Annotated in this window: 21 protein-coding genes; 7 read left to right on the top strand and 14 right to left on the bottom strand. The window is 74.6% G+C overall.

Annotated features, from left to right (window positions below):
- Nucleotides 1–201: 201 nt before the first annotated feature.
- Nucleotides 202–984: an SLATT domain-containing protein gene (locus tag ACIA8O_RS09805; RefSeq protein ID WP_396293122.1), complete on the top strand. Its 783-nt coding sequence runs from the start codon at nt 202–204 to the stop codon at nt 982–984.
- 195 nt (nt 985–1,179) lie between these two features.
- Here the strand turns inward: ACIA8O_RS09805 and ACIA8O_RS09810 are convergent, their stop codons facing one another.
- The 3 genes from ACIA8O_RS09810 to ACIA8O_RS09820 form a co-directional block, all read right to left on the bottom strand.
- Nucleotides 1,180–1,827, bottom strand: a complete 648-nt coding sequence (locus ACIA8O_RS09810) for a hypothetical protein (protein WP_345290468.1) — start codon at nt 1,825–1,827, stop codon at nt 1,180–1,182.
- A gap of 45 nt (nt 1,828–1,872) precedes the next feature.
- Nucleotides 1,873–2,838, bottom strand: a complete 966-nt coding sequence (locus ACIA8O_RS09815; RefSeq protein ID WP_396293123.1) for a GntR family transcriptional regulator — start codon at nt 2,836–2,838, stop codon at nt 1,873–1,875.
- Nucleotides 2,839–3,084: 246 nt separating this feature from the next.
- Entirely contained in the window at nt 3,085–3,882 is a 798-nt protein-coding gene (locus tag ACIA8O_RS09820; protein WP_345290470.1) for a carbon-nitrogen family hydrolase, read from the bottom strand.
- A 150-nt stretch (nt 3,883–4,032) separates the two neighbouring features.
- Here ACIA8O_RS09820 and ACIA8O_RS09825 point away from each other — a divergent pair, with 150 nt between their 5' ends.
- Together ACIA8O_RS09825 and ACIA8O_RS09830 are read left to right on the top strand one after the other, a co-directional pair.
- Complete coding sequence (locus tag ACIA8O_RS09825) at nt 4,033–4,857, top strand: maleylpyruvate isomerase family mycothiol-dependent enzyme (protein WP_396293124.1); 825 nt, start codon at nt 4,033–4,035, stop codon at nt 4,855–4,857.
- Nucleotides 4,858–4,991: 134 nt separating this feature from the next.
- Nucleotides 4,992–5,804 (top strand): Bro-N domain-containing protein, encoded by an 813-nt coding sequence (locus ACIA8O_RS09830; RefSeq protein WP_396293125.1) that lies wholly within the window; start codon nt 4,992–4,994, stop codon nt 5,802–5,804.
- A 64-nt stretch (nt 5,805–5,868) separates the two neighbouring features.
- On the opposite strand, the gene ACIA8O_RS09835 is transcribed toward ACIA8O_RS09830, so the two are convergent.
- From ACIA8O_RS09835 to ACIA8O_RS09860, 6 genes are all read right to left on the bottom strand, one after another.
- Nucleotides 5,869–7,191: a nitrate/nitrite transporter gene (locus ACIA8O_RS09835; protein ID WP_396293127.1), complete on the bottom strand. Its 1,323-nt coding sequence runs from the start codon at nt 7,189–7,191 to the stop codon at nt 5,869–5,871.
- Between the two features lie 61 nt (nt 7,192–7,252).
- Nucleotides 7,253–8,512, bottom strand: coding sequence for a M64 family metallopeptidase (locus ACIA8O_RS09840; protein ID WP_396293128.1), 1,260 nt, complete (start codon nt 8,510–8,512; stop codon nt 7,253–7,255).
- Nucleotides 8,513–8,754: 242 nt separating this feature from the next.
- Complete coding sequence (locus tag ACIA8O_RS09845; protein WP_396293129.1) at nt 8,755–10,005, bottom strand: ABC transporter permease; 1,251 nt, start codon at nt 10,003–10,005, stop codon at nt 8,755–8,757.
- Nucleotide 10,006: 1 nt separating this feature from the next.
- Entirely contained in the window at nt 10,007–10,627 is a 621-nt protein-coding gene (locus ACIA8O_RS09850) for an ATP-binding cassette domain-containing protein (RefSeq protein ID WP_396293130.1), read from the bottom strand.
- Nucleotides 10,624–11,967, bottom strand: coding sequence for a peptidoglycan-binding protein (locus ACIA8O_RS09855; protein WP_396293131.1), 1,344 nt, complete (start codon nt 11,965–11,967; stop codon nt 10,624–10,626). Before ACIA8O_RS09855 ends, ACIA8O_RS09850 begins: the two co-directional genes overlap by 4 nt.
- A gap of 224 nt (nt 11,968–12,191) precedes the next feature.
- On the bottom strand, nt 12,192–13,421 hold the full coding sequence (locus ACIA8O_RS09860) for a benzoate/H(+) symporter BenE family transporter (protein ID WP_396293132.1): 1,230 nt from the start codon (nt 13,419–13,421) through the stop codon (nt 12,192–12,194).
- Between the two features lie 185 nt (nt 13,422–13,606).
- On the opposite strand from ACIA8O_RS09860, the gene ACIA8O_RS09865 reads away from it, so the two are divergent.
- Entirely contained in the window at nt 13,607–14,431 is an 825-nt protein-coding gene (locus ACIA8O_RS09865; RefSeq protein WP_396293133.1) for an LAETG motif-containing sortase-dependent surface protein, read from the top strand.
- A gap of 51 nt (nt 14,432–14,482) precedes the next feature.
- Entirely contained in the window at nt 14,483–15,289 is an 807-nt protein-coding gene (locus ACIA8O_RS09870) for a hypothetical protein (protein WP_396293134.1), read from the top strand.
- A 64-nt stretch (nt 15,290–15,353) separates the two neighbouring features.
- Here ACIA8O_RS09870 and ACIA8O_RS09875 read toward each other — a convergent pair whose 3' ends face one another.
- Genes ACIA8O_RS09875 through pdhA form a run of 3 tightly spaced genes read right to left on the bottom strand, consistent with a single transcriptional unit; the run spans nt 15,354 to nt 18,906 of the window.
- A complete protein-coding gene (locus tag ACIA8O_RS09875) occupies nt 15,354–16,775 on the bottom strand; it encodes a dihydrolipoamide acetyltransferase family protein (protein WP_396293135.1) in 1,422 nt (473 codons plus the stop codon).
- A gap of 14 nt (nt 16,776–16,789) precedes the next feature.
- Nucleotides 16,790–17,764: an alpha-ketoacid dehydrogenase subunit beta gene (locus tag ACIA8O_RS09880; RefSeq protein WP_396293136.1), complete on the bottom strand. Its 975-nt coding sequence runs from the start codon at nt 17,762–17,764 to the stop codon at nt 16,790–16,792.
- Nucleotides 17,764–18,906 carry a pyruvate dehydrogenase (acetyl-transferring) E1 component subunit alpha gene (gene pdhA, locus ACIA8O_RS09885; RefSeq protein WP_396293137.1) on the bottom strand — a complete coding sequence of 381 codons (1,143 nt, stop codon included), beginning with the start codon at nt 18,904–18,906 and terminating at the stop codon, nt 17,764–17,766. The genes ACIA8O_RS09880 and pdhA overlap by 1 nt, the downstream gene beginning before the upstream one ends.
- A gap of 356 nt (nt 18,907–19,262) precedes the next feature.
- Here pdhA and ACIA8O_RS09890 point away from each other — a divergent pair, with 356 nt between their 5' ends.
- Both ACIA8O_RS09890 and ACIA8O_RS09895 read left to right on the top strand, forming a co-directional pair.
- Entirely contained in the window at nt 19,263–19,922 is a 660-nt protein-coding gene (locus tag ACIA8O_RS09890) for a response regulator (RefSeq protein WP_396293138.1), read from the top strand.
- Between the two features lie 82 nt (nt 19,923–20,004).
- Nucleotides 20,005–21,087, top strand: coding sequence for a phosphotransferase enzyme family protein (locus ACIA8O_RS09895; protein ID WP_396293139.1), 1,083 nt, complete (start codon nt 20,005–20,007; stop codon nt 21,085–21,087).
- A gap of 22 nt (nt 21,088–21,109) precedes the next feature.
- On the opposite strand, the gene ACIA8O_RS09900 is transcribed toward ACIA8O_RS09895, so the two are convergent.
- Nucleotides 21,110–22,861 (bottom strand): protein kinase, encoded by a 1,752-nt coding sequence (locus ACIA8O_RS09900; protein WP_396293140.1) that lies wholly within the window; start codon nt 22,859–22,861, stop codon nt 21,110–21,112.
- A 96-nt stretch (nt 22,862–22,957) separates the two neighbouring features.
- Entirely contained in the window at nt 22,958–24,436 is a 1,479-nt protein-coding gene (locus ACIA8O_RS09905; RefSeq protein WP_396293141.1) for a protein kinase, read from the bottom strand.
- Between the last annotated feature and the right edge of the window lie 84 nt (nt 24,437–24,520).

A 24,520-nucleotide genomic window follows, 5' to 3' on the forward strand; every position in this document is an offset into this window, starting at 1 on the left:
TGTCGGACGACCCCCGGCCACGGCCGGGGCACGGCACCATGGGGCATCCCGCACCCGCTCCTGGCGCCGCCGTCCGACACGGTGTCAGATCCGGCCGCCATCCCCCGATAGAGGCCGCCCGACACCGACCGCCCGACGCACCGTCAGGCCCGGCACCCCGCCAGGGCCTTCGCAGTCCGCCCGCCACAGGGAGCCCCACAGGTGAGCCAGCCGGAAATGCAGCCCGAGGAGAGCCCTTGGGGCAAGGACCTCGGTGAAGAGGACCAGCCCGTGGCCACCTCCAGCCCGACCCCGACCCGCCGCCGCACCGACCTGAGTGCCCGCCAGTTCCCGCTCGGGGACTGGGGCGAGCCCGCCGAGCGGCTGGAGGAGCTCTACCGCTGGTCCGAGGAGCGCGCGGTCGAGGCCATCGACTGGTACCGCCGGGACCGGGTCTGGAAGCGGCGCTGGGCCCGCCTGCTCCGCTTCGGCGCCGCCGGGTTCGCGGTGGCCGGGGTGACGGCTCCGCTGGTCTCGATGACCGGCGCCTTCTCCTTCCACGCCTCCTGGGGCTACGTCGGGCTCGCCCTCTCCGCCGCCTGCGTCGGCCTGGACCGGGCCTTCGGCCTCACCTCCGGCTGGATGCGGGACGTCTCCACCGCGCAGGCGCTGCAACGGCGGCTGGAGACCTTCCAGTTCGACTGGGCCTCGGAGTGCGTCCGGGAGGTCCTCGGGCCGACCGAGGGCACGGCCGGGGAGGCGGCGGAGCGGTGCCTCGGGGTGCTGCGGCGCTTCTGCGAGGACGTCTCCGACGTGGTCCGCAGCGAGACCTCCGAGTGGATGCTCGAGTTCCGGGCCGGCATGACGCAGCTGCCCACCCAGTCGCCCGGCCCCTGGGGCGGCCGCACCGAACCGGGCACCGGAGCCCAGGTCCGCGTCCTCCCCCCGCCGGGCACCCGGCCCACCATGCCCCGCCAACGCCCCCCGGAGGGGCCGCTGCGGTAACCCTGCGGGGGCGCGCGGCAGGTGGTCACCCCAGGGGCGCGAGGAACTGCGCGAAGCGGAAGGAAATGACCCGTCTGCCGGGTACGGGGATCCACTGGCAAGTGACTGTCCGTACCCGGCACACGGGTCTCCGCCTACCGCCGCGCGCAGTTCCTCGCGCCCCTGGGTCCCCGACGGTCGCCCTCAGCGGGACGCCTAAGCGAAGACGATCATGGAGCCCTGGGTGACGCTTCGGGTGGCGGCGGCGTAGAGGCCGGCCCAGGCGTGGCGTTCGCGGGCGTAGGGGTGGAGGTCGTCGATCGGCGGCTCGAAGGGCTGCTCCAGCTCGGTGGGGGCGAGCGGGCGGGTGGGGGCCGGCGGGTCGAGCGGGTCGATGCCCAACACCGGTGCCACCGCCTGGAGTTCGCGCAGCAGCCCGTACGAGGACCCGAGCGGCCCGCCCTCGGCGAGCAACTCGTCGGCGACCAGCGGCAGTTGGAAGTCGATCGGAACGTACGCCCCGGCGTGGTCGAAGTGCCAGACCAGATGGGACTGTTCGGCCGTGGACTCGAACATCTCCAGCAGCTGCTCGTAGTCGCTGCCGAGCGCGTCCACCGGGGTGATCTGGAACCCGGTCAGCCCCAACAGGTAGGCGCGGCGCAGGAAGTGGAGCGAGTCGTAGTCGAAGGCGGCTATCGGCTCCACCGAGCCGCTCAGCTCCGCCGAGTACTGGTAGACCGGCACCGGCGGCAGCCCGTGCGCGGTGAGGGCGGCGTCGTAGCGCGCCAGGTCGTCCCGGAACGGGTTGTCGGAGCTGTACGTCAGGACGTCCACCAGCGGGACGAGCCAGAGGTCGCAGGCCATGGGCCGGCTCTTCCTCTCAGGGGGCGGGGCAACGGAGAGCCCACCCTACTGCCCGGGCAGGGCCTCGCGGCGAGCGGCGGCCTCCTCGGCCGGCTTCCCGGCGCGGGGGGCGGACGGGCGACCGAAGCGGCCCGGCGGGACGGCCCTGGGGAGCGGCACCAGCCCGTGGCCGACCTCCGGCCCGGCGGACGCCCCGACGGGCGCCTCGGTGGACGCTCCGGCCAGCGGCGGCGAGGCGGGCGGATCGGCCGGAGCCGGGGAGCCGCCGCCGGGGACCGGCCCGCGCAGCAGGGAGAGCACGCCCACCGACTCCAGCGAGTGGCCGCCGAGCCGGGCCAGCAGCTCGACGGTGAAGAGGTTGTACTGGTTCACGATCCGGTGCGCGCCGGAGATGTCGCGGGCCTCGATCCGGTCCACCAGCTCGGGGTGGCGGTCCCAGCAGACGCCCTCCATGGAGTCGGCGGCGCGCAGGTAGGGGGCCGCGTACATCCAGGACTGCACCCGCAGCCAGCCGAGGTAGCCGGCGATCCGGGTGTTGTCGAGCAGCACCGCGGCCTCGTGCCAGAACCGCAGGTCGCAGCCGACCAGGACGTCCAACTGCCCGGCGCGGGAGGCCCGTTGGGCGGCCTCGGCGCGGCGGCGCAGGGACGGGAGGCGGTGCCAGTCGTAGCGGCTGACCCGGTCGTGGAGCTGGCGCAGGGCCGAGTCGGTGAGCAGGGTGCGGGCCTCGAAGATCTCCAGGAAGTCCGACCAGGAGAACTCGGGGACGGTGAAGCCCCGGTGGTGCTCGGCCCGGAGCAGGCCCTGCGCGGCCAGGTCGACCAGCGCCTCGCGGGCGGGGGTGGCGGAGACCCCGTAGAGCTCGGCGATCTCCTTGACCGTGAAGTTGCGGCCCGCCTCCAGCCGGCCGGCCATCATCTCCTCGCGGAGCGCCGCGGCGATCTGCTCGCGCAGGCTGTTGCGCTGGATCGCCGGACGGCCGTCACCGGGGAGTCCCAGGGTGCTGGACATGCGGTCGTCGGGCTCCTCTCCGGCTCCGTGCTGGCCCTCGGCCGGCCCGGACGGGAACACGACCAAGGCTCATCTTCTCAAATGCGCCCAGCTGGTGCGCAAGAGCCTCACGGCCTCCATATCCGGACATTCGGCCGTGTCCGCAGGTCAGCGCGGTGCCCCGGCGCAGAACGGCCGCGGCCACCGGGGCCCCGGGCAGCACCCGGGGCGGCCCGGTGGCCGTCCGTGATCACCGTCGGGGCGCGGTCAGCGCTGGACCGGGGCCGGGATGCCCAGCAGGCGGTCCCGGAGCACCGGGAACTCGGCCCGGGCCTTGGCCGCCCCGGCGCCGTCGAACTCCACCGTGAGCACCTCCTCGCCCGCCCCGGCCTCGGCCAGCACCTTGCCCCACGGGTCCACCACGATCGAGTGGCCGCCCTGCTCCACCCCGGCGTGGGTGCCGGCGGTGTTGCAGGCCAGCACGTACGCCTGCTCCTCCACCGCCCGGGCCCGGGCCAGCAGGGTCCAGTGCTCGCGCCGGCGCTCCGGCCAGGCCGCCGGGACCACCAGCAGCTCCGCCCCGGCGTCCAGCAGCGCCCGGAACAGCTCCGGGAAGCGCAGGTCGTAACAGGTCGCCAGACCGAGGGTGCCCAGCTCGGTGGTGGCGGTGACGATCTCCTGCCCCGCCCCCATCGCGACCGCCTCACCGCTGTCGAAGCCGAAGCGGTGGATCTTGCGGTACGTCGCGGCCAGCTCGCCGTCCGGGGCGAACAGCAGCGAGGTGTTGTAGATCGGGCCGTCCGGATCGCGTTCCACGATCGAACCGGCGTGCAGCCACACCCCGGTCGCCCGGGCGGCCGCCGACATCGCCTCGGCGGTCGGGCCGTCCAGCGGCTCCGCCCCGTCCGACCACGCGTCGTACGCGAACCCGCCGAGCGGCCACAGCTCGGGCAGGACCACCAGGTCAGCGCCCTCCTGGGCGCGGACCAACGCGGCCGCCCGGGCCCGGCGTTCCGCCACCGGCTCGGCGTCGGACACGGCGAGTTGGATCAATGAGGCGCGCACACTACCACCGTCCATGGGACCAGTCCTACGATCGTCACCCGAAAGCGCTGCCCTGCTGTCACCCGGCAGCGTAACGTGCGGGTAGCGCCCGCGCCGGGAAGCCCCGACCTTGGTGCGGTGGTGCGGAACTGACGGAGGGCCGGATAACCCGTGACCGACAACGAGACGACCGTGCAGACCTGCGTCGACGCCTGGACGCAGTCGATCGAAGCGATATCCGAACTCGTCGCCGCCCTGCCCGGCGACGCCTGGAACCGTCCCACCGAGTGCCCGGGCTGGTCCGTCCGCGACGTCGTCTCGCACATCATCGCCCTGGAGTCCGAACTCCTCGGCGACCCCCGCCCGATCCACTCCCTCCCCTCCGACCTCCGGCACGTCAGCGGTGACTTCGCCCGCTACATGGAGCTCCCCGTCGACAAGCGGCGCTGCCACACCCCGCCGGAGCTCACCGGCGAACTGGAGTACACGATCATCCGGCGCTCGCGCGCCCTGCGGGACTCCCGCCACCAGGCCGAGGACCTCGTACGGTGGCCGGCCGGCCCGCTCTCCCGGGACGTCCCCTACCTCACCCTGCTGCGGCTACGCGTCTTCGACGTCTGGGTCCACGAGCAGGACCTCCGCCGCGCCCTCGCCCTCCCCGGCAACCTCGACTCCCCCGGCGCCCGCATCACCCGCGACCACCTGGTCTCCGCCCTCCCCCGCACCGTCGCCAAGTCCGCCGGCGCCCCCATCGGCACCACCCTCGCCCTCGACGTCACCGGCGCGCAGGAGTTCTTCCGGACCGTCCGGGTCGGCGCGGACGGCCGCGCCACCGTCGACGAGTCGGTGACCCTCGCCCCGACGGTCTCGCTCGGCATGGACTGGGAGACCTTCGTCCGGCTCTCCTGCGGCCGCGGCAAGCGCGGCCCCGTCACGGTGGACGGCGACCACGAACTCGCCGACCGCATCCTCGACCACTTCGCCGTCACCCCCTGAGGGCGCGCACTCCGCACGCACGCGGGGTGGCGCACCTCGCGTACTCCTGTCCGATCTCGGCGGGCCAGTACGTCACCCGTTCGGCCTCGTTGTGCCAGACAGCCCATACCTCCGAACAGAATTGAGGGGCTGTCATGAACGACGAGTCGATGGAACTGGTCCGCACCAGCTTCCCGGTCACCGGCCAGCCGATCCGGGTGGTGATGATCAACGACGAGCCCTGGTTCGTCACGGCCGACGTGTGTGCGGTGCTCCAGCGGACCAACCCCAGCTGGGCCAGCCGCATCCTGTCGCCGGAGGACACGCGCACCGTCGACATGCGCTCGGTATGCCTCACTTCAAGTGAGGCATACGGCGTTCCCGCAGGTCAGAAAGCCTCCGTGCGGGGCAATCCCTACCTCAACGTGATCAGCGAGGCGGGTCTCTACCTCCTGATCATGCGATCGAAGAAGCCGTCCGCGCGCGGGTTCCAGCAGTGGGTCACCGCCGACCTGTTGCCGTCGATCCGGCGAGGTGACACCGACGTGCCGCGGCAGCAGCAGCGGATGGCGGAGACCCTCGCGGACGCGATCGGGCAGCAGGTGCACATCGTCGCCGAGGTCCAGCAGGACGACGGGCCCGACTTCCACGTCCGCTCCGACGGGACGGTGCACTGCCGCCACGGCGAGATGGGCTTCCGGATGCCGAACCGTCAGGAGGACAGCGGCCCGCCCTTCGGCGGGTACTTCCACTGCCTCAGCTACGAGCGCGTCGGGATCCGCGGCGGCAAGGCGATCCCGCGCTGCGAGAAGCTCAAGCTGGTCGACCTGGTCCGCCGTCTGAACGCCCGGCCTCCCGCGCCCGAACCCTCCCTCGGTGGAACGGTCCACGGCGAGGTCGGCCCGTTCCGGTTCACCACCGGCCCGGACGAGTTCGTCGACCTGATGCGGCGCAGCGGCCTGCTGTAGCGCCTCGCTGGGCGAATAGCCTGACCAACGGTCAGGCTATTCGCGTTTCCACAGGTCGGAAACCCTACGCGACCTTCCGCCGGAGGTGCAGGATCATCCCCGTGCCGAACGCCAGCGGCACGAACAGCCAGCACAGCGCCCAGCGGTACGCGTCCGCCGTGTGTGCCGCTCCCGCCGGGGTGAGGGCGTCGAGGAGGAGGCCGACGCCCAGCAGGGTGGTGACGATGCCGAGGAAGCCGCCCATGTTGGCGATGCCGGTGGCGGTGCCGAGGCGGGTCGCCGGGTTGTTAGCGCGGGCGTAGTCGAGGCCGACGAGGGAGGCGGGGCCGTTGGTTCCCATCACCACGAGGAGGGTGACGAGGAGCCAGGTGGGCGGGGTGGCGCCGGGCCAGGCGAGGACGGCGGCCCAGGTGAGGGCGGTGGCGGTGATGACGGTGAGGGTGACGGGCATCCGGGCCCGGACGGTGCGGAGCAGGAGGCGGCCGAGCAGCAGGGCGAAGACCATGTTGGCGAAGACCAGCAGGGTGAGCAGGCCGCCCGCCTCGGCGCGCGAGAGTCCCTGGCCCTCCACCAGGTAGGGCATCCCCCAGAGGAGTCCGAAGGCTCCGGCCGGGAAGGCGGTGGTGAAGTGGACCCACAGCCCCAGCCGGGTGCCGGGCTCGCGCCAGCTGTCGCGGACCTGGGAGCGGAGCGAGGGCCGCCCCTCGGCGGTCGAGGGCAGCGGGGCGGCGCCGGGGGGTGCCTCCCGGAGCAGCAGGGCGACGGCCGCGAAGACGGCGACGCCGAGCAGGGCGACGGTGGCGAAGGAGGCGGTCCAGCCCTGGCTGTGCAGGGTCTGGGCGAGGACGGCGGTGGTGAGGAGGTTGCCGCCCATGCCGACCAGGCCGGTGAGTTGGGCGACCATCGGGTTCTGGGCGGCGGGGAACCACCGGGCGGCGATCCGGAGCACGCTGATGAAGGTCATGGCGTCGCCGCAGCCGAGCACGGCCCGGGAGGCCAGGGCGGGGCCGAAGGCGGTGGAGAAGGCGAAGGCGAGCTGACCGAGGCTCAGCAGCAGGATGCCGCCGAGCAGGACGCGCTTGGGCCCGTAGCGGTCGACCAGCAGGCCGACGGGTATCTGCATGGCCGCGTAGACCAGGACCTGGAGCACGGCGAAGGTGGAGAGCGCCGAGGCCCCGATGCCGAAGCGGTCGGCGGCGTCGATGCCGGCCACGCCGAGGCTGGTGCGGTGGATCACCGCGAGCACGTAGACGGTGGCGGCGACCGCCCAGGCGAACCACGCGGCGCCGCCCCCCGGGGCCCCCGGGGCGGCGGAGGCGACCGGCGCCCGCTGCCCGGGGACGGCGGCGACGGTGGGGGCTGCGACGGTCTCCGGGTCGGTGCTCACTCGAACAGGTTAAACAGCCCGTCAACAGCCGGAATCCGGACGTCGCACACGAAGCACCGTCTCATCCCTTGAGCGTCCAGCTCACCGTCCGGGTCATCCGCTGCTCCCGGAAGGCCTCGTCCCGGACCCAGTCGGTGTCGTCCCGCACGGTGGCCGAGACGGTGACGGTCCGTCCGGCGGGGACGGCGAGCCCGGCGGTCTCCAGCCAGCTGCCGTCGGGGGCGGGGCTGGTCACCGGGAGGCCGTCGACCCGCCACTCGACCACCAGTTGGCGGTCCCCGGCGAGCGGGACGGGGCGGACCAGCAGTCGGGGGCGGCCGGCCACCGGGCCGGGGGTGGGTTCGGGGCGGTCGGCGGGGCTGATCCGCTGGTAGAGCTGCTTGACGATGGCCTCCCGGGAGGGCGGGTTGTAGCTGCCCCCGAGGGTGCGCATCACCGAGTCGGCGGTGGGGCGGAAGGTGCCGTTGGCGCTCCGGTAGGCGCCGACCACGCCCGCGCCGCCCTCGGTCTCCGCGCCCAGCCAGCGCCACCACTTGAGCTGACGGCGCCTCATCTCCTCGGCGTCCACGGTGGAGAGGTTGGGGTAGTCGGCGTCGCCCGGCGCGCTGTCGTACTCGTCGCCGAGGTCGCCGACGGTGTGGCCCATCTCGTGCTGGATGATCCGCCCGGCGTCGGGGCTGCCGCCCGCCAGGGTGGTCACCCCGGTGCCGCCGGCTCCGCCGTACTCCCTGGAGTTGGCGAGTGCGATCAGGTACTGCGGACCTTCGCCCTCCCCGGCGTAGCGGGCGGCGGCGGCCTCGTCGGCGCAGAGCAGCCGGGCGGTGCCCTCGCACCAGAAGTGCATGCCGAGCGGGGTGCCGGGGCGGCGGCCGGTCTGCTCGCCCTCGGCGATGCCGGGGGTCGGGGAGACCACCTCGACCCGCCGTATGTTGAAGAAGCCCTGGTAGCTGTGGAAGGGCTCGATCTCCATCAGTGCGTGCCAGGCCTGGTCGGCCTGACGGCGGAACAGCTCCTGCTGGTCGGCGGTGTAGCCGTCGCCGAGCAGGACCAGGGTGATCCGGTTGGCCGGGTCGCCGGTGCGCCGTATGTCCACGGTCGGGGCGGTGCCCGGCGTGCTGGCGGCCGGCCCGGGGGGCCGTTCGACGCCGTTCGGCGGGGCGGCCCGGTCGGGGGCGGGGGACGGGACGCCGATGACCTCGTACGGGGGCCGGGCGGTGAGTTCCAGGGCGGCGGGCAGCCCGGCCAGCGGGAGCAGCAGGAGCGCGGCCAGGCCTCGTCCCGTTCCTCGGCGGACGCGGTGTCCGGTATCGCCAGGCGCCATACGGGTACGTCCTCGGTGCTCCGGTCACCCGGCGGGGGCCAGGGTGGGGGGTCGCGGAGACGTACCCGCGCCGCGCGCCCCCGCAGTACTCCCGCGCCGCGGGTTCCCCGGGCCGGACCAACCGGTTCCGCCGCCCGGCCCACCCGGCTTGCGACCGCGCCCCGGTCCGTACGCACGGCGGCCCGTACACGTCCCGGTCCGTACGCGCGGCGGCCCGGAATCAGCCGTGCAGGGGCCCGGGGTCAGCCGCGCAGGGCCGCGACCGGGTCGGTGCGGGCCGCCCGGAGCGCCGGGTGGGCGCCGGCCAGCAGGCCGAGGGCGGTGCCGAGCAGCGGTGCGGGGAGCACGGCCCAGGCCGGGAGCACGGCGGTCCAGTCCCGGGCCAGGGCCACCGCGAGGACGGTGAGCACGCCGAGGCCGGTGCCGGCCAGTCCGGCGAGGGTGCCGGCGGTGGCCGCCTCGGTGAGGAACTGGGCGCCCACCGCCCGGCGGGAGGCTCCGAGGGCACGCCGCAGGCCGGTCTCGGGGGCGCGTTCCCCCACCGCGACCAGGCCGGCCGAGGCGGTCACGACCGCGCCGACGGCCAGGCAGGCCCCGGCCAGGGTCAGTGCCACCAGGAGGCCGGTGCGCCGGGGTGCGCCGCCCCGGCGCTCGTACGGGTCGGGCGGGGCGTCCACGGCGAGCCGGTCGGGTGCCTCGGGGCGCAGGGCGGCCGGGAGCTGACGGGCCACCACCCCGGCGGCCCCGGGGCGGGTGGCGACCAGCACCTTGGCCGATTCGCGTCCGGCCGGGCCCGGGTTGCCGAAGCGCTCCAGCGCCGTCCCGGCCGGGACGATCAGGCCGTGCAGCGTCTCGGGGGCACGGGCCACCTGCCGGTAGAGGCCGATCACGGTGAAGGGGACGCCGTCCAGGAAGACGGCGGGCTGGGCCGCGACCAGGCCGGGGCCGATGCCCAGCCGGGTGGCGGTCTCCTCGCTGAGCATCGCCACGGGCAGCCGCCGCCGCTCCGGGAACTGATCGAGGGTCACCCCGGCGGTCAGCTCCGGGGCCATCGCGGCGACCGCGCCGGGGCTGGCCGCGAAGACGGTGGTGCCGGGGCCGGCCGGGCCCTCGGCGGCCGGGTTGGCGGCGATCCGGACGCCGTCGCCGACCCGCCACCAGACCCCGGCGGCCGTCACCCCGGAGATCCGGGAGACCCGGGCCTCGGTGTCGGCCGGCAGGCCGGTGGGCGGGGCGGCGCCGGGGGGCAGGCCGGTGGCGTCGGGCTGGTCCACGGCGGTGACGGTGGTGGCCCTGGTGAGGTCGTAGCCGGGGCGGACCTGCCCGTCGGCGGTGGCGGTCAGGCCGAGCGCGGCGACCAGGGTGCCGATCCCGAGCGCCGGGGCGAGCAGCGTGAGCAGGGTGCGCCGGGGCCGCTCCAGCAGCCCGGCCAGCGTCTCGGCGCCCAGGTCCCGCAGGGCCGGCCCCCGGCTCCCGCCCGCTCTCCGGAGCACCTCAGACCACCACCGCTCCGGCCGTCTCCCCGTCGGGGAGCCGTACCGTCCGCCCGGCCCGGTCGGCCGCCGCCCGGTCCCGGGTGAGCAGCAGGACGGTCCGGCCCTCGCCGTGCAGCCGGTCGAGGTGGTCCAGCACCGTCCCGGCCGCGGCCGGGTCCAGGCCGGCGGTCGGTTCCTCGCAGAGCAGCAGCGCGGGCCGGTTGACCAGGGCCCGGGCCAGGGCGAGGCACTGCCGCTCGCCGTCGGAGAGGGCGCCGGGCAGCGCGGCGGCCCGGTGGCCGAGGCCGACCGCTTCCAGGGCGGCCCGGGCGGCGGCGCGCCGCCCGGCGCGCGGGGTGCGGGCGTAGACCTGGGCGAGCAGCAGGTTCTCCTCGGCGGTGCGGTGCGGGAGCAGCACGGGCCGCCGGAGCAGCAGACCGATCCGGCGGCCGCGCAGCAGGGCGCGCTCCGGCTCGGTGAGCCGGCCGGTGTCGGTGCCCTCCAGCAGGAGGCGGCCGGGGGCGGCGGCCTCGAACAGGGCGAGCAGCGGCAGCAGCCCTGGCGGCCCGGCGAGGGCCACGCACTCCCCGTCGGAGACGGTGAACTCCCCCGGGGCACCGCGCAGTTCGATGACCGTCACGAGCCGACCGCCACCTGGTCGCCGGCCGCCAGCCCGCCGCCGGTCAGGGCCACCCAGCCGCCCACCGTGACGCCGGTGGTGACCGCGACCACCTCGCGGCGGCCGTCCTCGGTGACCCGGGTGACCACGGTGCGACCGGCCGAGTCGGTGAAGACCGCCGCCACCGGCACGCTGGGCACCGGCTCGGCGGCCGGGCCCTGGAGCACGGTGAGCCGGACGTTCTGGCCGTTCAGGGCGGCGGGCAGGCCCTGCTCGGTGGTGATCTGCAGCGGGACGTAGAGCGGACCGGGCTGCGCCGGGTCGGCCGGGGCGGGGGCCGGGCCGCCGATCGGGATCACCCGGCCGGCGGGCGGCAGGGCGGTGGGGGCGCCGAGCCCGGAGACGGTGCCCCGGGCGGTGGCGCCGCTGACCTCGGCGAGCAGTTCCACCGTCATCCCGGCCTGCACCCCGGCGGCCTGAGCGGGCGTCAGCCGGCCGGTGACGGCCAGTCCGCCGCCGGCCAGGGAGAGCAGCGGGCCGGAGACCGGGGCCCCGACGGGCGCGTTGACGGCCGTCACGGTGGCCGGAAAGGCGGGCAGCAGCACCACCTCGCCCGCCGGGACCATCGGACCGTCGGCCGCCTCGGCCTTCGCCAGCGCCTCCCGGTCGGCCGCCAACCTCCGCCTGGCCTCCGGCAGTTGGGCCTGCCGTTCCGGATCGGCGGCGGTCTCGGCCAGCTGCCGCTGGTCCGCCTCGACGGCCCGGCGGGCCGCCTCCACCGCCTGCCGGGTCTCCGGCCCCGGGGTCGGCGCGGTCTGCCCGATGCTGCGGTAGTAGTCGCCCACCGCCTTGGCGGTGCCCCGGCCGTAGCTGCCCTCCGGATCGCCCCCCGGGCCGAAGCCCAGCTCCTCCAGCGCCTTCTGGAGCTGGGCCACGTCCGGGCCGGTGGAGCCGGGCTTGAGGTCCCGGTACGCGGGAACGTCCCCGTGCAGCACGAACAGCGGACGGCCGGAGACCACCGCGAGCAGGCGGCCGTTCTCCACCCGCTCGCCCGGACGGACGGCCAGCGCGGAGACGAACAGCTGGGTGATCTCGGCGGAGGAGGCCCGCGGCGTCACCTCGTACCGGGTCGGCGGGTAGACCTCGCCCCGGGCCACCACCGAGGGGGTGAGCGCGCGCAGCGTCACCGGGGCGGTGAGCAGGCTGCGCGGCGGCGGCGCGGCCCCGACGGTCCGCTCGGCCGGGGACTCCACCAGGGAGGAGGCGGCCCAGCCGCCGGTGGAGACCAGCGCGGCCCCGACCGCCACCAGCAGCGCGGCGCGCTGGCGGCGGGCCAGCCGCGACGTCCCGGCCTCGTCCACTCCGGCCCCCTCCCGCGCGGCGGTCCGCCCCGGACGGCGCGCCGGGGCTCCGGTGCGCGGAGGGCGGGTCGCGCCACCGCGCAGGTCACCACCAGCATGCGCGGGCACCGGGCCCCGGCCCGGTCACCCGGGCCGCGCCGCGCGGGCGGTGGCACCGGTGCGGGGGACGGCGGCAGCCATTCGGCCCAGCCCCGCCTTGACGCGGCGTCAAGGCGGGTCGTCCGTCAGGCCTTCTCCCGCCGCCCGGCCTCCAGCACCAGGTGCGTCCCGACGCCGAACAGCAGCCCCCAGAACGCCGAGCCGATCCCGTACAGCGTCATCCCCGAGGCGGTCACCAGGAAGGTCACCACCGCCCCGTCCCGGCCGAACGGCTCGGCCAGCGCGCCGGTCAGGCTGCCCTGGAAGGAGGCCATCAGGGCGACTCCGGCGATCACCGCGATCAGCGCGGGCGGCAGGCCGGTGAAGAGGCTGACCAGCACCCCGGCGAAGCTGCCGATCAGGATGTAGAGCACCCCGGTGGACATCCCGGCCACGTACCGGCGGCGCGGGTCGGGGTGGCTCTCCGGGCTGGTGCAGATGGCGGCGGTGATGGCGGCCAGGTTGACCCCCGGCGAGCCGAACGGGGCCAGCAGCACCGAGAGTCCGCCGGTCGCACCGATCAGCAGCCGGTCGTCCGGGTCGTAGCCGGAGGCTCGCATCACCCCGAGGCCGGGCGCGTTCTGCGAGGCCAGCGCGACGATGGTGAGCGGCAGCGCCAGGCCGACGGTGGCCGCCCAGCTGAACTGCGGCACCGTCAGTTCCGGCCGTACCGGGCCGCCCTGGCCGAGGTGGAGCGGCAGCCCGACCGTGGCGGCGGCCAGCACCGCGCCCGCCAGCAGCGCCACCGGCACCGCGTAGCGGGGCACGAAGCGGCGGGCCAGCAGGAAGGCGGCGAAGCTGCCGAGCACCAGCGCCGGGGCGCTCTTCACCGAGGTGAAGATGCCCGCGCCGAAGGAGAAGAGAATGCCGGCCAGCATCGCGTTCACGATCCCGGCGGGTATCGCCCGCATCAGCCGCCCGAACAGACCGGTCACCCCGAACAGCGCCACCGCCACGCTGCTCAGCAGGAAGGCACCGACCGCCTCCCGGTACGGGTAGTCGCCCAGGCTGGTCACCAGCAGCGCCGCACCGGGCGTGGACCAGGCCGCGATCACCGGGGTGCGGGTCCACCAGCTGAGCAGCAGACAGCTCAGCCCGCTGCCGATCGAGACCGCCCAGATCCAGGAGGCGGTCTGCCCCTGGTCCAGCCGCCCCGCCTGCGCGGCGGCCAGCACCACCACCAGCGGGCCGGAGAACGACACCGCCACGCACACCAGCCCGGCCAGCAGCGCCGGCCCCGACACGTCCCGCCGCAGCGACGGCCGCGCGTCCCCGTCGACCGCCGTCACCTCGGGTTTCCCCCGCAGTTTCGTCATCCCGGAAGTATCGCGGAGGGCCGTTCGAAGGGCCCGGAAAAAAGTTTTGAAGTCACCTGCAACCCCCCGGGGGGATGGACGTCTGTATGGATGAAGGCACGGAGAGCGGCCCCGGCAAGGGGACCGGCGCCGCAAGGACCTTCACCTCACACACCGTCAGACACGACTCCCTGGGGGGACACACCATGCGCGCGTCCGTTATCAACCGTTTTGCGAAGATTGCCCCGCTCTCCGTCGCCACCCTGCTGCTCACCAGCGGCATCACCCTGATCACCGCCGACACCGCCTGGGCGTGCGGCCCGTCGCCCGTTCCGCCGATGTACGAGGGCCCGCGCCACGCCACCGAGCCGGTGCAGGCCTTCATCCCGGAGCTGCCCCGGACGATCACGGCCGGCGGCGCGAAGGTCGAGGTGGGCATCGAGCTCTTCAACGGCACCGGCTCGGCCTACCAGCAGATCACCCCCGGGTTCGGGCTGCTCGCGCCGCAGCCGGCCGGCGGGCGGCAGGCCCTCCGCGCACAGGACATCACCGTGGAAGCCATGGTCGGCGGGGTCTGGAAGACGCTCCCGACCCGCTACGACTGCGGCGGCGCCTTCTACACCGACACCGCCGCGCTGAAGGGCCCGCTCGACACCGGACACGCCAAGCGCTTCATGTTCCGGGTCGGCCTCAAGAGCAGCACTCCCGCCACCCAAGGCTCGATCCTGCTCCACACCACCGACCAGCCGGCCACCCTGAAGGTCGTGCACCCGGGCGCGGCCCCCGCACCGGCCGCCCCCAAGCCGATCCCCTCCACCGCCAAGGCCGCCGCTCCCACCGCTCCCGCCGCTCCCACCGAGGCCCCGAAGGCCACCCCGAGCACCGCGAGCACTCCTGCCGCCATCCCCGCCGCCGAGTTGGCCAGCACCGGACCCAAGACCCCGACCGCCCCGCTGGCCGGTGCCGCCGCCGCGCTGCTCGCCCTCGGTGCCGGCGTTCTGTTCCTCGCCCGCCGCCGCACCGCCCGCTGACCGACGCCCACCGACCACGAGCCAGTTCACGACCACACGGGGACCACCACCATGCGCATCGCCCGCCCGCTCGCCGTCACCGCCGCCGCCCTCACCCTGGCCGTCGGCGTCCCGCTCGCCACCGGCTCGACCTCCGCCTGGGCGGTCTGCAGCGAGGCCTCGCCGCTCCCGGCCGGCACCCCGGCCCCGAAGCACCGGGGCACCCTGGCGGTCGAGGCGCTCAAGACCCTGCCGACCCGGATCACGGCGGGCGGCGCCCCGGTCGAGGTCCCGGTCCGGATCACCAACCGGACGGACGCGGCGTACCGGCAGGTCGAGCCGATGATCTCGCTCGGGCACTTCTACGACACCAGCACCGACCTGCAGATCAAGCAGGTCACGGTGGAGTGGCGGCAGGGCAAGGGCGCGTGGCAGAAGCTCGGGATCCAGCAGGGCTGCACCCGCGGCCTGGTCAACCGGGACGTCCTGCCGAGGCTCGCGCTGGAGCAGGGCGAGTCGGCCGAACTCACCTTCCGGATCGGCCTGGTGGCCGACGTGCCGAAGGCCCTGGACACGGTCATGTACACCGTCTCCGCCCAGGGCGAGGACCGCACCGAGAGCACTGTGCACGCGACCCTGAAGGTGGCCCCGGCAACCGCGAAGGCCTCCCCCACCCCGGCTCCCGCGAGGCCCTCCCCCGCCTCGGCCGCCACGAAGGCCTCGCCCACCGCGGCACCCACCCAGCAGGCGGACGCCGCGACGGAGTTGGCGAGCACCGGCCCCAGCACGCCGAACACCTTCCTGGCCCTCTCGGCCCTGGGCGCGATCGCCTTCGGCGCGGCGGTGCTCGCGACCGTCCGGTGGCGCCGCTCGCACTGAGAACGGCCGAACGGGCCCTACCCACCAGGTGGGTAGGGCCCGTTCGGGCTGGTCCGACGGAGCGTCAGCTCCAGGTGATCAGGCGCTTCGGGCGCTCCAGGATCGCCGCGGTGTCCGCGAGCACCTTGGAGCCCAGCTCCCCGTCCACCAGGCGGTGGTCGAAGGAGAGCGCCAGGGTGGTGACCAGGCGCGGGACGACCTTGCCCTTGTGCACCCACGGCAGTTCGCGGACGGCGCCGAAGGCGAGGATGGCGGCCTCGCCCGGGTTGAGGATCGGCGTGCCGGTGTCGACGCCGAAGACGCCGACGTTGGTGATGGTGATGGTGCCGCCGGAGAGGTCGGCCGGGGAGGTCTTGCCCTGCCGCGCGACGTCCGTCAACTCACCGAGGGAGACCGCCAGTTGCGGCAGGGTCTTGGACCCGGCGTCCTTGATGTTGGGCACCAGCAGGCCGCGCGGGGTGGCCGCGGCGATGCCGAGGTTGACCTGCCCCTTGAGCACGATCTCCTGGTTGGCCTCGTCCCAGGCCGCGTTGATCTCCGGGTGGCGGCGGACCGCGGTGAGCAGCGCCCGGGCCACCAGCAGCAGCGGGCTGACCCGCACACCGGCACCCAGCTCGCCGCTCTCCTTGAGCTCGCGCACCAGCTTCATGGTCCGGGTCACGTCCACCTGGACGAACTCGGTCACGTGCGGGGCGGTGAACGCCGAGGCCACCATCGCCTGGGCGGTGGCCTTCCGGACACCCTTGACCGGCACCCGGACGTCCGCACCGCTGTGGGACACCGCGGCGACGACCGCCTCGACGGCCTCGGCCGGGGCGGACTCCACCACGGCCGCCACCGGGGCCGGAGCCGCGGCGGCGTGCACGTCCTCGCGGGTGATCACGCCGTCCTTGCCGGTCGGGGTGACGGTCCGCAGGTCGATGCCCAGGTCCTTGGCCAGCTTGCGGACCGGCGGCTTCGCCAACGGCCGCTCGTCACCGACCGGTTCGGCCTGCGCGGGCACCACCACGGGCGGGGCCGCGACGACCGGTGCCGCGACGACCGGGGCGGGCACCACGGGGGCGGCCGCCGCCGGAGCGGCGGTGGTCTTGCGGGCCCGGCGCTGCACGGTGCCGGTGCGCGGGCCGTAGCCGACCAGCACCTCCCGGCGCTCCGGCTCGGCGGCGGCAGCGGCCGGAGCCGCCTCGGCGGCCGGGGCGGCAGCGGCCGGAGCCGGCTCGGCCCCGCCCTCGCCGACCGCGACCGCGATGATCGCCGTGCCGACGTCCACCGTGGTCCCGGCCGGGAAGAACAGCTGGTCGACGACCCCGTTGAAGGGGATCGGCAGCTCGACCGCCGCCTTGGCGGTCTCCACCTCGCAGACCACCTGACCGTCCGTCACCACGTCACCGGGCTTGACGTACCAGGTCAGGATCTCGGCCTCGGTGAGGCCCTCGCCGACGTCCGGCATCTTGAACTCGCGGAGCGAGCGCACCTCTGTGGTCATGGGTCGCTCCGTTCTCAGAAGGCCAGCGCGCGGTCGACGGCGTCGAGCACACGGTCCAGGTCGGGCAGGAAGGTCTCCTCCACCCGCGACGGCGGGTAGGGGGCGTGGTAACCGCCGACCCGGAGCACGGGGGCCTCCAGGTGGTAGAAGCACTTCTCGGTGATCCGGGCGGCCAGCTCGGCGCCCAGGCCCAGGAAGACCGGCGCCTCGTGCACCACCACGGCGCGGCCGGTGCGCTTCACCGACGCCTCGACGGTGGCGAAGTCCACCGGCGAGAGCGAGCGCAGGTCGACGACCTCCAGGCGGCGGCCGTCCTCCTCGGCGGCCGCGGCGGCCTCCTGGCAGACCTTCACCATCGGGCCGTACGCGATCAGGGTGGCGTCGGCGCCCTCGCGGACCACCTTGGCGGTGTGCAGGCCGATGCCGGCCTCGTCGCCCACCTCGCCCTTGTCCCAGTAGCGCCGCTTGGGCTCCAGGAAGATCACCGGGTCGTCCGAGGCGATCGCCTGACGGAGCATCCAGTGCGCGTCGTGCGCGTTGGAGGGGCTGACCACCCGCAGACCGGCGGTGTGGATGAAGTACGCCTCGTGCGACTCGCTGTGGTGCTCCACCGCGCCGATGCCGCCGCCGTACGGGATGCGGACGGTGACCGGCATCTTCACGTGGCCGAGCGCACGGGCGTGCATCTTGGCCAGCTGGGAGACGATCTGGTCGAAGGCCGGGTAGACGAAGCCGTCGAACTGGATCTCCACCACCGGGCGGTAGCCGCGCAGGGCCAGGCCGATCGCGGTGCCCATGATGCCGGACTCGGCCAGCGGGCTGTCGATCACCCGGTCCTCGCCGAAGTCCTTCTGCAGGCCGTCGGTGATCCGGAAGACGCCACCGAGCTTGCCGATGTCCTCACCCATGAGGAGGGTCTTCGGGTCGCTCTCCAGCGACTTGCGGAGCGCCTCGTTGAGCGCCTTCGCGACACTGAGCTGCGTGCCCATCAGTGGTTCTCCCCGCCCTCGAAGGAGGCGGCGTACGCCTCGTACTCGGCCCGCTCCTCGTCCACCAGCGCGTGCGGCTCGGTGTAGACGTGGTCGAAGATCAGCGTCGGGTCCGGGTCCGGCATGTTCCGGACGCCCTCACGGACCCGCAGGCCGAGCTTCTCGCTCTCGGCCTCGACCTCGGCGAAGAACGCCTCGTCGGCGATGCCCTCCGCCTCCAGGTGCGCCTTCAGCCGGGCGATCGGGTCCTTGGCCTTCCAGGCCTCGGTCTCCTCCGACGCGCGGTAGCGGGTCGGGTCGTCCGAGGTGGTGTGGGCACCCATCCGGTAGGTGAAGGCCTCGACCAGCACCGGGCCCTGCCCGCTGCGGGCGTGGTCCAGCGCCCAGCGGGTCACCGCGAGGCAGGCCAGCACGTCGTTGCCGTCCACCCGGACGCCCGGGAAGCCGAAGCCGGAGGCGCGGCGGTAGAGCGGGATGCGGGTCTGGGTGGTGGTCGGCTCGGAGATCGCCCACTGGTTGTTCTGGCAGAAGAACACCACCGGCGCGTTGTAGACCGAGGCGAAGGTGAAGGCCTCGTTGACGTCGCCCTGGCTGGAGGCGCCGTCACCGAAGTACGCGATCACCGCGTCGTCGGCGCCGTCCTTGGTGATGCCCATCGCGTACCCGGTGGCGTGCAGGGTCTGCGCGCCGATCACGATGGTGTAGAGGTGGAAGTTCTTCTCGTTCGGGTCCCAGCCGCCGTGGTTGACGCCGCGGAACATGCCGAGCAGGTTCAGCGGGTCGACGTCGCGGCACCAGGCCACGCCGTGCTCGCGGTAGGTCGGGAAGGCGTAGTCGCCGGTGCGCATCGCGCGGCCCGAACCGACCTGGGCCGCCTCCTGGCCCAGCAGCGAGGCCCACAGGCCCAGTTCGCCCTGACGCTGGAGCGAGGTGGCCTCGGCGTCGAAGCGCCGCACCAGCACCAGGTCGCGGTAGAGCGAGCGCAGCTCCTCCGGCGTCGTGGTCAGCGGGAAGTCGGGGTGCTCGACCCGCGCGCCTTCCGGCGTGAGCAGCTGTACGAGCTCCGGCGCGTCCGTACGCCGGCTGTCAGTGACGGCGGGGGCGGGCTTCTTGCGCGCCCTCGTCGTGCTCTTGACGGTCACGTTCACTCCTCGGTCTGTCCGGCCGCCCGGGGTCGCCGGTGACCGGTCCGGTCACCGCCTCGCAGTGGAGAGCGCGTGGGTGTGCGCACCGACTCTGCTCGGCAGGTGGTGTTCCTTCTCCGACGGCTTCCCTCACGAGAACGTTACCCAGCGCAGCCCCTGGGCGCGTCTGCGCTAGGACGTCCTACTTGTTCCCTGTCAGAACAGCCGCGGGTGTGGCGCGGCTCTCATCCGTGGTGCCGTCAGGACACCTGCGCACGCTATCCGGGCGCCGGTCTCCGCGTAAGGGGGTAATCGGCATCAATTTCCGGCCGGGGGGATAGGTCTTCTGTACGTGGCTATGGGAGCATTTGCCCGTGAGTGGAAACGGACATATCAGGGTATTCCTTCTCGATGATCACGAGGTCGTCCGCCGGGGCGTACACGACCTGCTGTCCATGGAGGACGACATCGAGGTGGTCGGCGAGGCCGGCACCGCGGCCGAGGCGCTGACCCGCATCCCGGCCGTCGACCCCGACGTGGCGGTGCTCGACGTCCGCCTCCCGGACGGCAACGGGGTCGAGGTCTGCCGCGAGGTGCGCTCCCGGCGCCCGGAGATCAAGTGCCTGATGCTGACCTCCTTCTCGGACGACGAAGCGCTCTTCGACGCGATCATGGCGGGGGCCTCCGGGTACGTACTGAAGGCGATCCGCGGCACCGACCTGCTCTCCGCGGTGCGCGACGTGGCGGCCGGCAAGTCGCTGCTCGACCCGATCGCCACCAGCCGGGTGCTGGAGCGGCTGCGGGACGGCGGCGAGAAGGAGGACGAGCGGCTGGCCCAGCTGACCAAGCAGGAGCGGCGCATCCTCGACCTGATCGGCGAGGGGATGACCAACCGTCAGATCGGCAACGAGCTGCACCTGGCCGAGAAGACCGTCAAGAACTACGTCTCCAGCCTGCTCGCCAAGATGGGCATGGAGCGCCGCACCCAGGCCGCCGCCTACGTGGCCCGGCACCAGGCCGACCACCACCACTGAGGCGTGGTTCACCACCTCTTCAGAAGCACATCACCGACAGTATGTCAAGCACCACCTTGCGTCACCACTACGCTCAGGGGGCGTGAACCACACCCTCCGCTTCGCGGACGCACCGGCCCGCCCGGACACGGCCGCACCCCCCGTCGGCACGCTCAGCCCCCCGGTCCCCGACCACGCCCTGACCGGGGTGCTGCGCCGCTTCCGGGTCGGACCCGCGGCCGTCACCCCGGTCGCCGAAGGACTGCTCAACCGGGGCTACCGGGTCGAGAGCGAAAACGGTCCGTACTTCCTCAAGTGCTACGTGGACTCGGCCACCTCCGGCCGCCCGGCGGTCGCGGCACAGCACCGCGCCTCCACCGCGCTGGCGGCGCGCGGACTGCCCGTCGCGCCCCCGTTGCCGGCGGTCGGCGGCCGCACCGTGGTCGCCCACGGCGGCCGGCTCTTCGCCCTCTACCCCTGGGTCGACGGGGTCCACCTGCACGGCACCGAGCTCGACCCGGCCGGCTGCGCCGCGCTGGGCTCCCTGCTCGGACTGCTGCACGGCACCCTCGCCGAGGTCTGCCCGCCGGTGCTCCAACCCGCCGGGCAACTCTCGGCCGACCCGGTGGAGACCGAACGGCTGGTCCGCGAGCTCCGTGAGCGCGCCCGCTCGGCCCGGCCGCGGCTGCCCTTCGACGCCCTGGCCGAACGGCGCCTGACGGAGCGTCTGGACCTGCTGGACACCCACGGCCACCGCCGGCCCGCCCCCGAGGCGGTCCCGCCCACCGGCTGGACCCACGGCGACTTCCACGGCCTCAACGTGCTGCACCGCGGCGGCCGGGTGGCCGCCGTGCTCGACTGGGACAAGCTCGGCACCCGGCCCACCGCCGAGGAGACCGTCCGGGCCGCCACCCTGCTCTTCGACGACCGGCGCACCGGGGTGCTCGACCTCTGCCGGGTCCGCCAGTGGTCCCGGGCCTACCGCGCCACCGGTGCGGCCACCGCCGCCGAACTGGCCGCCGCGGCCCACCGGGTGTGGTGGGAGCGGCTGAACGACCTGTGGATGCTCCAGTGGCACTACCAGCGCGGCGACCACCGCGCCGACCACCTCTACCCGGGCTCGGCTGGCCAGCTCACCTGGTGGTGCCAGGAGTACGAGCAGGTCCTGGACGCGCTGACCAACTGACCCGGCGTCACCCGACCCCGGTTCAGTTGCCGTTGCTCGCCGCCCCGCTGGCACCGGGCGAGGCGCCGCCGCCGCCCGAGGACGGCGTCGGGGAGGTCCCGGGCGGCGGGTTGGACGAGCTCGTCGCCGAGGCCGAGCCGCTCGCCTTCGGGCTCGCCGAGCCGCTGGCGGACGAGCTGGCCGACGAACTGGCCGACCCGCTCGGCGACTTGCTCGGGCTCGGCGACGGGGTCGACGACGGCGTGGGCGACGGGGTCGACGTCGGACCGTGGGTGGTCGGCTGGTTCGGGACGGTGGTGCTGCCCTTGGTGGTCGACTTGGTCGCCGGGGTGGACGGCTGCGAGGTGGGCTCCTCCGCCGTGGCCGTCGGGGAGGTGGCGGTCACCGGGGCGGTGGGCGTGCCCTTGTCGTTGTCACCGCTCAGTGCCACGCCGATGCCGGCCCCGGCCGCGGCCAGCACCAGCAGCACCCCGATCACCCAGGGCCAGGGCCCGCGGCGGCGCCCGCCCCCTGACGGACCGTCACCCGATCCGTCGTCGGCGCCCCCGCCCACGGCGGAGTACGGCTCCGACGGCGTCCGGTACGGCGAGGAGGCCGGGAACGGCATGACCGCGGTCTGCTCGCTGCCGCCGACCGGGCCGAGCGGCTCGGTGAGGGCGGCCGAGCCGTTCGGGGTGTCGTGGAAGCCCGGGTAGTGGCCGCTGTTGCCCGAACCGGCGGCGGCCAGACCCGCGGCGGCGGCAGCGGCGGCGGCCGCCCCCTCCGCGTACCCCGCCCCGGCCGCGCCGTGCATCTCGCGCAGCGCGTGCTGGAGGTGGGCGCGGAACTCGTCGGCGCTCTGGTACCGCTCGTCCGGGTTCTTCGCCAGCGCGCGCAGCACCAGGCCGTCCAGCTGCGGCGGCACCCGGTGGTTGGCCTCGGAGGGCGGCACCGGCGCGTCCTGGACGTGCTGGTAGACCACCGAGAGCGGGGTGTCGCCGGTGAACGGCGGTCGCAGCGCGAGCAGTTCGTAGAGCATGCAGCCGGCCGCGTACAGGTCGGAGCGGTGGTCCACCGCCTTGCCCAGCGCCTGCTCCGGCGAGAGGTACTGCGGGGTGCCCATCACCATGCCGGTCTGGGTCATGGTGGAGGCCTCGCCGGTGAGCGCCCGGGCGATGCCGAAGTCCATCACCTTGACCGCGCCGCCGGTCGTGATGATCACGTTGGCGGGCTTGATGTCGCGGTGCACGATGCCGTGCCGGTGGCTGTAGGCCAGCGCCTCCAGCACCCCGGCGATGATGATCAGCGCCTGGTCGACCGGCGGCGCCTCCTCGTCCACCAGCAGCTCGCGGACGGTCCGGCCCTCGACCAGCTCCATCACGATGAACGGCGTGGACTCGCCGTGCTCGACCTGCTCGCCGGTGTCGTAGACCGCGACGATCGAGTGATGGTTGAGCGAGGCGACCGAGTGCGCCTCGCGGGTGAACCGGAGCCGGGCCACCTCGTCCTGGGACAGCTCGGGCCGGAGCAGCTTGACCGCCACGGTGCGGGCCAGCCGGACGTCCTGGGCCGCGAAGACCTCGGCCATGCCGCCGCGGCCCAGCCGGGAGGTGAGCCGGTAGCGGCCGTCCCCGACGGTGCCGAGCGGAGCGGCCACGCCCCGGGAGGGGGTGGCGGGCCCGGCGGTCGCGGGCAGCACGGCCGTCTCGGCCGTCTCGGCGCCGGCCGGCGGCACCGGTGGCGTCTCGTGGCCGTTCTCGTCCTCGCCGTCGCCCGGCCGCTGTGTCTGCGCCATCACTCCTCGCCCCGGGCCTGGGGCCCTGTCAGTTGCGTTCCTGGCACGCTACCGCTTCGGCGGCCCGGGTGTGGCGCGGCGTACCCGGTGCGACGGTCAGACCGCGGGCCCCCGCGGCGGCTCCACGACCGCCACGACCGCGGCCGGCGCCCCGGAGCCGACCGACCCGTACAGGTCCTGCTGGCGCTGCTGCTCCTGCTTGGCCACCACGATCCCGACGATCACCGCGGCCAGCACGATCACGCCCACGATCACGCCGACCACCACCAGTGCGGTGGAGCAGCCGTTCCCCTTGGCCTGCGGCGGGGCGAACGGCGGCGCGAAGGGCTGCGGCCCCTGCGGCGGGAAGGGCTGCGGCGGGAGCGGCTGGTGCTGCGGCAGCGGGTACTGCGGCGGCACCTGCTGCTGCGGGAAGGGGCCGGGGGTGTGCGGCCCCGGCGCGAGCGGGCCCGGTGCGAGCGGGCCGGGGGTGTGCGGGCCGGGGTACTGCGGCGGGGCCGGCGGGAAGGCCGGCGGCGGGGTCTGCGGCCCGTAGGCGGGCGCGGGCGTCGGCGCGTACGGCTGGTGCACCTGCGGGGCGGGGCTGCGCGGCTCGCCCATCAACGGCGGGAAGGCCACCGGACCGCCGCCGCCGGCCGAGACCGAGCGCGGGCCCTCGCCGATCACCAGCGGGGTGACCGCCGGGGCGCCCTGGGCCTGGCCGCCCGCGGCCAGCCGCTCCACCTCGGCCCGCATCGCCTCGGCGGTCGGGAAGCGGTGCCCCGGGTCCTTGCGCAGCGCCCGGGCCACCAGCGCGTCCACGCCGGGCCGGACCGCCGGGTTGGTCCCGGACGGGGCCGGCGGCTCCTCCTGGACGTGCTTGTAGGCGATCGAGAAGGGCGAGTCGCCGTCGAAGGGCAGCTGGCCGGTGAGCAGCTCGTAGAGCATGCAGCCGACCGAGTAGAGGTCCGAGCGGGCGTCCACGCTCTTGCCCAGCGCCTGCTCCGGGGAGAGGTACTGCGGGGTGCCGACCACCATGCCGGTCTGGGTCATCGAGGTGACCCCGGACTGGAGCGCCCGCGCGATGCCGAAGTCCATCACCTTGACGGTGCCCTTGGTGCTCACCATCACGTTGCCCGGCTTGATGTCGCGGTGCACCAGGCCCTGGTCGTGCGAGGCCTCCAGCGCGGAGAGCACCGCACCGGTGATCTTCAGCGCCTGCTCGGCCGGCATCGCCCCGTGCCGGGCGATCGCCTCGTTCAGCACGTCCCGCAGGGACTTGCCCTCGACGTACTCCATGACGATGTACGGCGTGGTGGCGCCGTCCGGGCCGACGTCCTCGCCGCTGTCGAAGACCGAGACGATGTTGGTGTGCTGCAGCCGGGCCACCGCCTGCGCCTCGCGGCGGAAGCGCTCCCGGAAGGCCTGCTCCCGGCCGAGCTCGGTGTGCAGGGTCTTCACCGCGACCTGACGGTCCAGCACGGTGTCGTGGGCGAGGTGGACCGAGGCCATCCCGCCCTGGCCGAGCAGGTGCCGCAGCACGTACCGCCCGCCCGCCAGTGCGTGGCCGTCTACGGCGGCGCCGTCCTCGCTCATGTCCCCTGCTTCCCCCTCCGGTGCGGAGGCGCTCCCGGCACTGCCCGGCCCCCGGCATCCCGTGTTGGACCGGACCGGCCCCTG

It is taken from the genome of Kitasatospora sp. NPDC051853 (genome assembly GCF_044452665.1).
Lineage (GTDB): Bacteria > Actinomycetota > Actinomycetes > Streptomycetales > Streptomycetaceae > Kitasatospora.

Excerpts from the sequence above, each read along its gene's own strand:
- ACIA8O_RS09810 (WP_345290468.1), bottom strand. The coding sequence starts at position 1,827 with ATGGCCTGCGACCTCTGGCTCGTCCCGCTGGTGGACGTCCTGACGTAC.
- ACIA8O_RS09815 (WP_396293123.1), bottom strand. The coding sequence starts at position 2,838 with ATGTCCAGCACCCTGGGACTCCCCGGTGACGGCCGTCCGGCGATCCAG.
- ACIA8O_RS09830 (WP_396293125.1), top strand. The coding sequence starts at position 4,992 with ATGAACGACGAGTCGATGGAACTGGTCCGCACCAGCTTCCCGGTCACC.
- ACIA8O_RS09840 (WP_396293128.1), bottom strand. The coding sequence starts at position 8,512 with ATGGCGCCTGGCGATACCGGACACCGCGTCCGCCGAGGAACGGGACGA.
- ACIA8O_RS09860 (WP_396293132.1), bottom strand. The coding sequence starts at position 13,421 with ATGACGAAACTGCGGGGGAAACCCGAGGTGACGGCGGTCGACGGGGAC.
- ACIA8O_RS09865 (WP_396293133.1), top strand. The coding sequence starts at position 13,607 with ATGCGCGCGTCCGTTATCAACCGTTTTGCGAAGATTGCCCCGCTCTCC.
- ACIA8O_RS09870 (WP_396293134.1), top strand. The coding sequence starts at position 14,483 with ATGCGCATCGCCCGCCCGCTCGCCGTCACCGCCGCCGCCCTCACCCTG.
- ACIA8O_RS09875 (WP_396293135.1), bottom strand. The coding sequence starts at position 16,775 with ATGACCACAGAGGTGCGCTCGCTCCGCGAGTTCAAGATGCCGGACGTC.
- ACIA8O_RS09880 (WP_396293136.1), bottom strand. The coding sequence starts at position 17,764 with ATGGGCACGCAGCTCAGTGTCGCGAAGGCGCTCAACGAGGCGCTCCGC.
- ACIA8O_RS09900 (WP_396293140.1), bottom strand. The coding sequence starts at position 22,861 with ATGGCGCAGACACAGCGGCCGGGCGACGGCGAGGACGAGAACGGCCAC.
- ACIA8O_RS09905 (WP_396293141.1), bottom strand. The coding sequence starts at position 24,436 with ATGAGCGAGGACGGCGCCGCCGTAGACGGCCACGCACTGGCGGGCGGG.